Genomic DNA, 10,814 nt, shown 5'->3' on the forward strand with positions numbered 1-10,814 from the left:
AACACCGCCAGCATGGCGCAAGCCGCCACGCTGGCGACTGCCGCCTGGGTCGCGAACACCACGCCTTGCTCATGCGCCAGCCAGGCCAGCGTTGGTGCGGTGATGGTCGGCAGCGCTGCTGCAACACCCGCCAGCCGGTGCCCACCATGCCGCACCGCGCCCATCACCAGCCACACCACGGCAGCCGTCAGCACCGCCTTGCAAATCCCGTCCATTCCTGCTCCCCTGTGGACCGGGTCCGATGGACCTGGTCATGGAGGAGAACGAGATTGGCTTGGGAAAAGCGACATCGGCGGCGTGGCCGCCTGCGATCAGGGCTTTGGCGTCAGCAAATACCCGTGTCCATCGGAGCCGGTGGCCAGGATCTGGCCGCCAGCATTGATGCTCATGGCCTGCGTCAGCAGCACACCGGCCGGCAGCGTCGCCAGGGTGTTGAGATCGGTCAGGTCGCTGCAGTCGCCGTTGCAGACGAAAGCGCGGAATTCACCCGATGGATTGGCTTCGAAGATGCCAACGATGGCGCCGGCGTCGTTGAGCCCGTTTGCCATGGTCATCAGCAAATCCTCGGGTGTTCTCAGCACCTCGATCTGCTTGCCTGGATGAATCACAAACGATCGTGTCGGGTGCCCTGAAGCGCTGACGGTGCCGATCACGCTGCCTCGGGGGCTGATGGCATTGACTTGGAAGTTGGATGCATCCTGCAGGGCGTAGCCCACCAAGTTGTAGTCTGGCGGGGACGCGATGAACACTTGGATGGGGTCGGTTTCCTGGCAGAAGAAGTTGCCGGCGATTACGCCCTTGTCATTGACCGCCTGCGCACTGCTGGCGGCGATCGGGCAGTTGCCGAGTACGGTCATCTTCCCGGTGTCGCTGTCGTACCTGAATGCACGGATGTTTTGCGATCCCAGGTCGGTCTCGGCGTAGCCAACCACCAGACCGTGATTGTTGATGGCTAGCGCACCGGCGCTGGCACCTCCCAACGTGCCGATGTCGTGCGGCTCGCTGCCTTGCTTGCCCGAAGCGAAGGCACGCACCTCGCCTCTGGCATCGTTGAACGTGCCGACGATGGCCCCGTGGTTGTTGATCGCATAGGGGCGGAGGTCATCGCCCAACGGCCGCGGGTTTTTCCCGTCCGGGCCGGTGATGAAAGCGCCACTGGCGCCGTCCGGCAAGTTCGAGCTGGTACCGGTGATCCACCCCTTGTCGTTCATTGCGGCGGCTTTGATTGAGCCATTGATGGGGCCGATGTCCTTGACGCTGTAGGTCGGCGCGGCCGACGTGGCCGATTGAGCGAGGCCGATCAGCAGGCCGGCGGCAAGGAGGCGAAGAGACGGGTTTGGATGCATGAAGCTGGTTTGCAGTGGGTGGAGGGTGGGTACTGCTTTCGAGAAAGGGGTGGCCTGGCGAGACTCAGTTCGCAGGCGTGAGCAGGTAACCATGCCCATCCGACCCGCTGGCCAGGATCTGGCCGGCTTGGTTGACGCTGCGGGCGTCAGTCAGCTTGACCCCTTCGGGCAGCGTGGCCAGGCTGTTCAGGTCGGTGAGGTCGCTGCAGTCGCCGCTGCAGACGAAGGCGCGGGCGGCGTTGTCGTGGCCGTCCAGCGAGTGGCCGACGATGGTGCCGGCTTCGTTGCGGGACCAGGCGACGACGGTGGTGAAGTTGCTGGGCGTGGCGAGTTCCTGCATGCCCATGCCGGGGCGGACCAGGAAGGAGCGGGTGCGGGACTTGTGGTCGGAGACATAGCCCAGCACCACGCCTTGCGGGTCGATGCCGGTGACCTGGTAGCCGAAGCGGTCGTCCAGCGCGTAGGGCACGAAGACGTAGTCCGGCGGGGAGGCGACGAACACGCGCACCGAAGGGTCGGGCTGGCAGGCGAAGGTGCCGGCCACCACGCCCTGGTCGTTGATGACCCTGGCGGTGCTGGCGTCTGACAGGCATTGGCCCAGCGGGCGCATGGCTTGGCTGGCACTGTCGTACAGGAAGGCGCGCACGTTCGGCGAGTCAGGCGAGGTTTCGGCGTAACCGACCACCTGGCCCAAGTTGTTGACGGCCAGCGCCTCGCTCTTGTTGCCGCCCAGCGCACCCAGGTCCTGGATGCCCATGCCTTGCTCGCCCGTCATGAAGGCATGCATGCCGCCTTGGCCCATGTTGCTTCGCCCGACCACGACGCCGTGATTGTTCAGCGCGTTGGGCTGGTTGGCCTTGCCGTCAAGCCGTGGCAATGGGCGCATCTTGTTGGCGTTCGGGCCGGTGAGGAAGCCCTGCATCGCCTGGTTCTGACCCTTGGGCGAACGGCCGGTGACCCAGGCCTTGTCATTGAGCTGGACCGGCGTGACCGGGTAGGCGCCCAGCGTGCCGATGTCCTTGGCGGCGTAGGTCGTGTTGGTCGCGAGGCTGGGTGCGAGACTGGTTTGGGCTGAAGCGGAACCGACGCCGATGGACAGCAGCAGGGCGGACAGGAGCAGGCGTTGGGACATGGCAGCCTCGTTCTTTGAATATGAGGATCGCGATTCTGAAGGCCTCGATCTGCCATGAGCCCAGTTCCCCCTAGTGTGTTGATACACCTTGATACACGGTCCCCTCCTAGTGGGGAGAAGGCGCATCGCCGGGCACTGCTAGAGTCCCTGCGCCCGTGCGAGGCGGCTGTCGCCGATGGGTTGTTGCAGGAGAAACGATGTTGCTTTCGCGTGGTGGCCTGCTGGCCGCAGGGCTGGTCTTGGGCTTGGCCGGTTGCGGCAAACAAGGGGTTGAGCTTGGCCAGGGCGGCTCGGTGGTGAGCGGCGGTGGCGGGCCGAATGGCGCGACCAATGCGGCCAAGGCCTTGCTGAAGTGCGACGCGCCGGTGGCCGTTGTTTCGCTGGTCGAGAACCAGGGTGGCTACACCGGCATTGGCCGCGGCGGGCTGCCGGAATCGCCGCTGCCGCTGGTGCGGGTCATCATGCAGCAGAGCGGCTGCTTCCGCATCGTGGACCGCAATGCCGGGCTGAAGTCCACGGTGCAGGAGCAGGAGCTGAAGGACGCGGGCGTGCTGCGCGCGGACGGCAACGTCAAGAAGGGCCGCGGCATCATGGCGCAGTACAGCATCGTGCCCAGCCTGACCTTCTCCGAGCAGGACGCTGGCCGCCAACTCGGCGGCGTGATGGCCGCCATCCCGGTGTTGAACAAATTCGCTGGCGCGGCCGAGCACGTGAAGACCAAGGAGGCCCAGGTCGTGCTGCTGCTGACCGACAACGAAACCACCGAGCAGTTGTCGTCAGCCACCGGTGCCGCGCGCACCACCGACCTGGGCGTGGGCGGGCTGGCGTTCGGCGGCAGCGGCGGCCTTGGCGGCATGGGCTGGAGCAATACCAACGAAGGCAAGGTGATCGCCGCCGCCTTCCTGGACGCGCACAACAACCTGGTGCAGCAGGTGCGCGCGCTGGCGCCCAAGGAATTGCCTGAGAAGGTGAAGACGCGCTGAGGTGCAGGATCGCGTGGCGCGGATGAGTCCACGCCACGCTTTTGATCTCTACTTCTGCTTCAATGGCGTAAGGAGATAGGCTCGTCCATTGGACGCAGTGGCAAGGATTTGCCCCGAACTGTTCACGCTGATCGCCTGATTCAGCACGATGTTATCCGGCAGTTCGACAAGGTCTGTGAGTTCGATGAGATTTGAGCAGGTGCTTTGACAAGCGAAGGCATGGGCATTCATCGTTGGACCATAGGTGTAGCTGTACCAGCCCACGATCAGATCACTATCGTTGATACTCATTGGCGTGATGTACAGCCCGGCTGGCGCGCCCAGATCTTGCATGGGACTGCCATCTCGTGAAATAAATGCACCGGGCATACCTAGCGAATCGCGGAAGGCGCCCACCACTGTGTTGGCATCGTTGATTGCTGTTGCTTGCGCATAGCTGACTGCCAGTTTTTTGTTCAGTAGGCTCTTCGCTTTGTATTCAGGTGGCTTTGCCACATAGGGCAACCAATCTGGATTTGCGTAAGAACCCACGATCACACCGGCTTTGTTGATGGCCATGGCTTGGTGGTTGTTGATGTTCAATACATTCAACGTAACTAATCCACCTTGCGGGTCATACAAAAAGCTTTTGGTGCCTGCCGCCGATTGGTAGTCACCGACCACTTGACCTTTGGCGTTGATCGAATAGGCGTGACCGTATTCCGCGTCGACTGGTATTCCTAGATCTGTTCGACCCTCGCCCTGAATCCCAGTAACAAAGGGCCTTCCTCGTGTGCTGGAGCCTGCAATCATTCCGCGGTTATTTACCGCGTTGACCGACTGGACCGGATCGCCCCCGATGGGATGATTGTTCCTGCCATTCGGCCCTGTGAGGTACGCCGTGTGTCCATCACCGCCGGCGGCGCCAGAACTGGCGATCCAGCCTTTGTCATTCAATCCACCAAGCTGGATGAAGGACACTCCTTGAGGCTCAAAGTCCAAGGCTTCATACCGTGTTTGGGCGTAGGCCGATGTCCCAAGGGCTACACCTGTCAACTCGAGCAAAGTGACCAGCCATTGGCGCTTCCGAAAATTCACTGTTGTTTCCTTGAGTTGTGAGCCTCGAAGATCACACTGTGTGATCAGCATGTTGGGCCGTACTTCTGCAGAGCAGTCTTCTATCACATGAAATGCTGTTTGAGCGTGGTCGGTCCATCCATCAACGGGATGACATGAACCTCCGCCAAGGCTTGCCGTGACGGGGTGTCAACTTGCCGCTCCGTCGCGACGCGACGCGATGGAAATGCTGTGTTTTTGTTCACTCAAGTGCCTGATCCTTCGGAAGGGGACCAGATTGGGGCCTGACCCCAGCAAATGGAGATGCGTGCCGTAGGTCTAAGAGCCACTGTTCAAAGGCCGCGTCATGTTCGCTGATCGGCATGCGCAGCAAGGCCGATGGATGCAGCGTCACCAGCACCGGCAAGCCGTCTGCCCGGGTGAACCACTGGCCGCGGGCGGTGGTCACTTTCACGCCGGGGCCCAGCAGCGCGCGGGTGGCGGTGGCGCCAAGGGCGATGGCGGCTTGCGGTTTCAGCAAGGCGATCTCGGCTTCCAGCCAGTGCAGGCAGGCCTGGGCTTCGCTGAGCGCCGCCGTCTTGTGCAGGCGCCGTTTGCCGCGCAGCTCGAACTTGAAGTGCTTGACGGCGTTGGTGAGGTAGAGCTCGTCGCGTTGCCAGTGCAGCGCTTCGAAAGCCCGGTCCAGCAGCTGGCCGGCGGGGCCGACAAACGGGCGGCCTTGCAGGTCCTCCTGTTCGCCGGGTTGCTCGCCGACGATCATCAGCTGTGCCTCGCGCGAGCCTTCGCCAGGCACAGCTTGGGTGGCGCAGGCGCCGATGGGGCAGGCGCGGCAGCGTTCGGGGCCATCGCGCACGAGGTCCCAGTCGATGGGGGTGCTGGCGGCAATGCCTTCGTGCAGCAAGGTGGGCGGGGAGATCACCAGTGCCGAAGAGGCTGCCGGGCGACGGTGCGCGGGTACCGTGCCGCCTTGATCGACCATGCGGCCGCTGCGCGCCTCGGCCTGGGCCACCAGCGGCTGGATCAGCGCCGCCTCGGGCAGGTTGTGCCAGTAGCGGCGCGGCATCTCCTTTTGCATCGTCTTCAGCTTCAGCCGCGCAGGGTTGAAGATGTGGCCGTAGTAGGTGAGCCAGAGCTGTTCGCCGGCATCGGCCGCGGGGGCATCTTCCCGCTGCGCGCCGGGGCCGAACGCGAGGGCGTGGCCGTCCCAGCGCACGCAGCGCGAAGGCGTCAGGATGGCCCAGCGCATCTGCGCAAAGCGGCGCGCAAAAAACGGCGCGGTGGCTTCGACGATGTGGTGCTCTGGCTCGAACCAGGCGACATGCCAGCGGCTACCGTCCTCTTCCTGCGATGGCCCGTCGGCGGCGAGGGGCCGGAAGCGCACGAAGGCCGTCATCTTGTGCTGCTCGCGTGTGACCGCGCGGGCCATCTGCTCGGCGCGCAGGCGGTCAGCGTCCAGCGGGTCGCTGCGCAGGCCGGGTTCGCGCTGCAGGCGCCACAGCAGCCGGTAGAGCAGCGCGAAGCGGGCGTTGTCGGCATGCAGGGCCACGCTCTCGCAGAGGGGGATGAAAAAGGCCGGCACCGCGAGCGGTGCGGCGTTTTTTCCAGCCGGGTTCACCGCGAATGGCTCACTCGGTTCAGCCAGGGCAAACAGGTCAGCTGAGGCCGCGGTCGCGACCTGCCAGCGCACGCTGTCCGGCGGCACGGCTTGCTGGCACAGGCGCCTTGCAGCGGCACGAAAACCTGCCAGGTCGGCCTCGTGCGCGAGCTGCACGGTGTGATCAAGCGGCATGGCGTTCAGACGACTGCTTCAGCGTCGAACAACGAAGCCTGTTGCGGTGCCGGCCGCAGCCGTGCCGCGAGGTCCTGCGCTTCCAGCAGCGCGCCGGGATGATGGTCCGGCAGCACGACAAACGGCATCACGTTTTTTAGCGGCACGCGCAGCCGGCGCAAATCGTCGGCACGGACCAGGCGGCTGCGCCTGGCGGCCAGCAGTTTTTCAACTGTCTTCACGCCCAGGCCGGGCACGCGCAGCAGCATCTCCCTGGGGGCGCGATTCAGGTCGACCGGGAAGCGCTCGCGGTGGGCCAGGGCCCAGGCCAGCTTGGGGTCCATGTCCAGCGCCAGCATGCCCTGCCCGGCTGGCACGATCTCGTCGTGCGCAAAGCCGTAGAAGCGCATCAGCCAGTCGGCCTGGTAGAGCCGGTGCTCGCGCACCAGCGGCGGTGCCTGCGAGGGCAGGGCGAGCGATGCGTCGGGAATGGGGCTGAAGGCCGAGTAGTACACGCGGCGCAGCCGGTAGGCACCGTAGAGCGTGGCGCTGGTGACCAGGATGGCGCGGTCATCGGTCGCGTCCGCGCCGACGATCATCTGCGTGCTCTGGCCGGCCGGCGCGAAGACCGGCGGTGCCGCGCGTTTGGGCCTCAGTCCGGCCAGCGAGACGACGGCTGGCGGCGGCGCGGCTGCCTCCCTGGCGTCGTCGATGTGCACGCGCAGCCTGGCCATCGAGCGGCGAATGGCCCGGCCGTCCTTCTCGGGCGCCAGCTGAGCCAGGCTTTCCGCGGTGGGCAGCTCGATGTTGATGCTGAGCCGGTCGGCGTAGCGGCCGGCCAGCGCCAGCAGCTCGGGACTGGCTTCGGGGATGGTCTTCAGGTGGATGTAGCCGCGAAAGTCGTGCTCCTCGCGCAGCACCCTGGCCACTTCGACCACCTCGGCCATCGTGTGGTCCGCGCTGCGCACGATGCCGGAGCTGAGGAACAGGCCTTCGATGCAGTTGCGCCGGTAGAAGTCCAGCGTCAGCTGCACCACCTCGTCCACCGTGAAGCGGGCGCGTGGCACGTTGCTGGTCACGCGGTTGACGCAATACAGGCAGTCGTAGAGGCAGTAGTTGGTCAGCAGCACCTTCAGCAGCGAGATGCAGCGGCCGTCCGGCGCATAGCTGTGGCAGATGCCGGCGCCTTCGGTCGAGCCGATGCCGCGGCCGCCGACCGAGTCGCGCGGCTTGCTGCCGCTGGAGGCGCAGGAGGCGTCGTACTTGGCGGCGTCGGCCAGGATGGCGAGTTTGCGTTGCAGGTCCACGGAGCTGTTGGGTGTTTGGGGCTGGATGAATATACAGTTATCGACTGCCGCAGCCTTCCATTCCCCTCCGTGACGCAGGGGCCGGTCTGAACCATGCCTGCTCGGCGGATCACGGCAGACCAGCGGCAGCCAAGCGCGGCCGGATGGCGGATGCGCTGCCGGCGTGCTGCCAGACAATCGTCCGGCGAACGACCACCTTCCTGACCCGACCCATGGCTCAACTGCTTTACAGCGCCAAGACGGCCGATGGCCGCGACCGGCAAGGCTTTGTCGAAGCCGACAGTGCACGCGCGGCGCGCGACCAACTGCGTGCCCAGGGGCTGCGGCAAGTCGTGCTGCACCAGGAGGTGGCGATCAGCCAGGACGAGGCCAGCCTGCAAGGCCTGAGCGCGGCCGACAAGGCAGAACTCGCAAAGCTGCACCTGCACTTCCGCGAGCGGCCCGGCCTGCTGCCCTTGCTGCAGGTCGTGGCGCGCAAGAACCGCGTCTGGCTGATGGTGGACGCCCTGCTGCTGGCGGGCGGCATCTGGGCCCGCAGCCCGGCGTGGATGCTGATCGCCGTGGCCTTGCTGGCGCTGCCGTTCGCCCCGGCCTTGTGGCGCTACCGCCATGCCGACCGTTACCAGCAACTGCTGAAGGCCCATGCACTCGGCCGCTGGCCTGAGATGGTGGGCCTGGCGGGCCGGCTGCGCAGCGCCAGTGAACTGGCCGCGAATCTGGACTTCGACCTGGACGTGCGGATTGCGTCGGTGCGTGCCCGCCAGGGCGACCTGCCCGGCGCACTGGAGGACCTGGCCGACTGGCAGTCTCGGCTGGTCATCCACCCCGGGCTGTATGAGACCCGGCTGGCTGCTGTGTACGCCGCCGGCGGCGACCGTGCGGGGTTTGTGCAGGCCATGGGCCAGGCGCAGGCCTTGTCCGGCGACGAGCCAGCCCGCGTGCTGGACCATGCGCTGGCCCAGGCCCGCTTTGGCGACCTGGCGCGTGCCGAGGCCTTGATGGCCGGCCTGGACCTCTCGCTGCTTCCGCCGATGGCAGAAGGTTTTGTCGCCTGGACCCAGGGGCTGATCGCGATGCGCCGCGGCAGGCCCGGTGCGCTGGGGCTGCTCAGCCAGGCCGTGGCGGCCTTCCTGCAACGCAGCGACTCGCCCGCCGTGTGGACCGCGCTGGCCTTTTGCAGCTGCGACCAGGCCATGGCCCTGCACGCCGCCGGCCAGAAGGCCCAAGCCAAGGCAACGCTGAAAAATGTCATGCCGGTGCTGCGTGCCCATGCAGACGCGCCACTGCTGGCCGTGCTCAGGCGCGACTTCATGGCGGGCGAGTCCGGCAGGTAACCGTCCACGCGCCGGGCAAACCCTTGGTCTAAAACGGCTGAGGCCTGTCGAAACCGCCGGCCCTTGTTCGACGTGGAAATGCAAGCCGTCCCCGGGCTTGCGTTCCCATTCACGTCAAGGAGCCACGATGCCGCACCCCATTGCCTACCTCGCCTTCCCCGGCCAATGCGCCGAGGCCATGCAGTTCTACGCAGGTGTGCTGCAAGGCAGCCTGAAGCTGCTGCGCAACGCCGACCTGCCGGCGGACCAGCGCATGCCGGGCTTCACGGCCGATGCGGTGATGCATGCGGCGCTGACGCTGCCAGGCGGCGGCGATCTGTATGCCGGCGATGTGCCGCCCGGCATGCCGTACGAGGGTGTGAAAGGCGTGTCACTGACCCTGAACTTCGACACGGTGGCCGAAGCCCAGCGCACTTTCGAGGCCCTGGCCGAAGGCGGACGGACCACCATGGCCTTGCAGCCTCAGTTCTGGGCCCGGATCAACGGCATGTTGGTGGACCGCTTCGGCGTGGCCTGGATCGTCAATGGCGAGCTGAATCCGATGTGAGGCGCCTGAAGGCTGGAAAGGCCGGGTGGCGGCCGCGCCGAAGGTGACAGTTTGTGTCAGGTACGCGATCTGCTGATGACGGGCAAACGGCGCTTGCCGCCCCTGTTTGGTCAGCTCTTTTGCGCCCACCTCACGATCCATGGCTTCTTCGATGTTTCGCCCCAAGATGTCCGACGCTCGCGCTCAACAAGGATTTGTCGAGGCGGTCAGCGATCGCCATGCCAGTGACTGGGTGGACATCGACGGGCCGGCAGAGATCGTCTTCGGCAGCTGATCGACGCCTGGCTGGAGATCGGCTACGCGCACCGGCGGCCCGACGAGGCCCGCGTGCTGGACCTCTGCGCCCGTTTCGACGCGCTGTTCGGTGCCGGCCTCGCAGCCCAGGCCGCTGGCGGTGCACTGCGGGCGGCCACGGCATGAGTTCCATGTTGCGCCGGAGCCTGCCATGGCTGCTGCTGCTTGCCGTGCTGCTGGGCGCCGGTGCGCTGCTGGTGCGCTACACCAGGTGGGAAGAAAAACGCGTGCCGCTGCCGCCTCAGGGCGAAGCCGAAACCGACCGCCACTACCAGTTGCGCCACTGGCTGGCCAAGCAGGGCGTGACGCTGCAGACACCGAGCGAACTCGGCACCTTGCCGCCGGTGACCGACACGCTGGTCCTCACCTCGCCGCTGTGGGACGTGCGCCAGTCGCGCGAGCAGGACCTGAAGCGCTGGGTCGAGGCGGGCGGCCACCTGGTGCTGTTCCCCAACACCGACGAAGCGATGCTGAAGCTCAACCCGCTGGGCATTGAAGAGACCAGCGAATGGCAGCTGCAGCGGGAACAACGCAAGGCCGAGGCCAAGGCGCGCGCCGCTGCGTCCGGCCACGCCGCGCCGCCGGAAAAGTCGGACGAAGACGAGGACGATGAAGACGACGAGGAAGACACCGCCCCTGCCACGCCTGCTTCCGGCCCCGCACTGCCGCGCGTTCCGCCGCCACCGAAATGCGACTGGACGGCCAAGGACGCCGGTGCGCAGCCGTTTTTTGCGGAACTGCCGATCTACCAGCTCTGCCGCTCGCCCAGCACCGTTTTCAAGAGCCGCGACCTGCCTGCCTGGGGCGTTCGCGACGAGTTGGGCTGGCGCGCGCTGCGCCTGCCCCTGGGCCGCGGGGAGCTGACGCTGTCCGCCTGGTACCCCAACCTGGACAACCCGGACCTGATGAAGCATGACCACGCACCGCTGCTGGCCGCAATGCTGAAGCTGCGGCCCGGCCGCCAGGTCTGGCTGATGGGCTCGGCCAGCCTGCCGACGCTGCCAAGCTGGCTCTGGCAGCAAGCCGCACCGGTGCTGCTGCTGGCAC

General features: G+C 66.0%; 10 protein-coding genes. 4 read left to right on the forward strand and 6 right to left on the reverse strand.

Going from position 1 to position 10,814, the window contains the following annotated elements; translation table 11 throughout:
• The 3 genes from FKP22_RS10885 to FKP22_RS10895 form a co-directional block, all read right to left on the reverse strand.
• The coding region (locus FKP22_RS10885) for a hypothetical protein (protein ID WP_211361373.1) at positions 1–215 on the reverse strand (215 nt) is incomplete at its 3' end.
• A gap of 96 nt (positions 216–311) precedes the next feature.
• Entirely contained in the window at positions 312–1,346 is a 1,035-nt protein-coding gene (locus FKP22_RS10890) for a DUF3466 family protein (protein WP_170200845.1), read from the reverse strand.
• 64 nt (positions 1,347–1,410) lie between these two features.
• Entirely contained in the window at positions 1,411–2,478 is a 1,068-nt protein-coding gene (locus tag FKP22_RS10895; RefSeq protein ID WP_170200846.1) for a DUF3466 family protein, read from the reverse strand.
• Between the two features lie 197 nt (positions 2,479–2,675).
• Between FKP22_RS10895 and FKP22_RS10900 the strand changes: the two genes are divergently transcribed.
• Positions 2,676–3,461 (forward strand): CsgG/HfaB family protein, encoded by a 786-nt coding sequence (locus FKP22_RS10900; protein ID WP_141287518.1) that lies wholly within the window; start codon positions 2,676–2,678, stop codon positions 3,459–3,461.
• Between the two features lie 48 nt (positions 3,462–3,509).
• Here FKP22_RS10900 and FKP22_RS10905 read toward each other — a convergent pair whose 3' ends face one another.
• The 3 genes from FKP22_RS10905 to FKP22_RS10915 form a co-directional block, all read right to left on the reverse strand.
• Positions 3,510–4,589, reverse strand: coding sequence for a hypothetical protein (locus FKP22_RS10905; protein ID WP_141287519.1), 1,080 nt, complete (start codon positions 4,587–4,589; stop codon positions 3,510–3,512).
• 169 nt (positions 4,590–4,758) lie between these two features.
• Entirely contained in the window at positions 4,759–6,306 is a 1,548-nt protein-coding gene (locus FKP22_RS10910) for a UdgX family uracil-DNA binding protein (RefSeq protein WP_141287520.1), read from the reverse strand.
• A 5-nt stretch (positions 6,307–6,311) separates the two neighbouring features.
• Positions 6,312–7,592 carry a putative DNA modification/repair radical SAM protein gene (locus FKP22_RS10915; protein WP_141287521.1) on the reverse strand — a complete coding sequence of 427 codons (1,281 nt, stop codon included), beginning with the start codon at positions 7,590–7,592 and terminating at the stop codon, positions 6,312–6,314.
• Between the two features lie 212 nt (positions 7,593–7,804).
• Between FKP22_RS10915 and FKP22_RS10920 the strand changes: the two genes are divergently transcribed.
• From FKP22_RS10920 to FKP22_RS10930, 3 genes are all read left to right on the forward strand, one after another.
• Positions 7,805–8,926: a hypothetical protein gene (locus FKP22_RS10920; protein ID WP_141287522.1), complete on the forward strand. Its 1,122-nt coding sequence runs from the start codon at positions 7,805–7,807 to the stop codon at positions 8,924–8,926.
• Between the two features lie 127 nt (positions 8,927–9,053).
• Positions 9,054–9,473 (forward strand): VOC family protein, encoded by a 420-nt coding sequence (locus FKP22_RS10925; RefSeq protein WP_141287523.1) that lies wholly within the window; start codon positions 9,054–9,056, stop codon positions 9,471–9,473.
• 416 nt (positions 9,474–9,889) lie between these two features.
• Positions 9,890–10,814, forward strand: a 925-nt coding sequence (locus tag FKP22_RS10930) for a DUF4350 domain-containing protein (RefSeq protein WP_141287524.1), incomplete at its 3' end; no start/stop codon positions are given.

It is taken from the genome of Ideonella azotifigens (genome assembly GCF_006519715.1).
Classification (GTDB): Bacteria; Pseudomonadota; Gammaproteobacteria; order Burkholderiales; family Burkholderiaceae_C; genus Ideonella; species Ideonella azotifigens.

Bases quoted from the DNA above. Each gene is read 5' to 3' on its own strand.
- FKP22_RS10920 (WP_141287522.1), top strand. From the start codon at position 7,805: ATGGCTCAACTGCTTTACAGCGCCAAGACGGCCGATGGCCGCGACCGG.
- FKP22_RS10925 (WP_141287523.1), top strand. From the start codon at position 9,054: ATGCCGCACCCCATTGCCTACCTCGCCTTCCCCGGCCAATGCGCCGAG.
- FKP22_RS10905 (WP_141287519.1), bottom strand. From the start codon at position 4,589: ATGCTGATCACACAGTGTGATCTTCGAGGCTCACAACTCAAGGAAACA.
- FKP22_RS10890 (WP_170200845.1), bottom strand. From the start codon at position 1,346: ATGCATCCAAACCCGTCTCTTCGCCTCCTTGCCGCCGGCCTGCTGATC.
- FKP22_RS10895 (WP_170200846.1), bottom strand. From the start codon at position 2,478: ATGTCCCAACGCCTGCTCCTGTCCGCCCTGCTGCTGTCCATCGGCGTC.
- FKP22_RS10910 (WP_141287520.1), bottom strand. From the start codon at position 6,306: ATGCCGCTTGATCACACCGTGCAGCTCGCGCACGAGGCCGACCTGGCA.
- FKP22_RS10900 (WP_141287518.1), top strand. From the start codon at position 2,676: ATGTTGCTTTCGCGTGGTGGCCTGCTGGCCGCAGGGCTGGTCTTGGGC.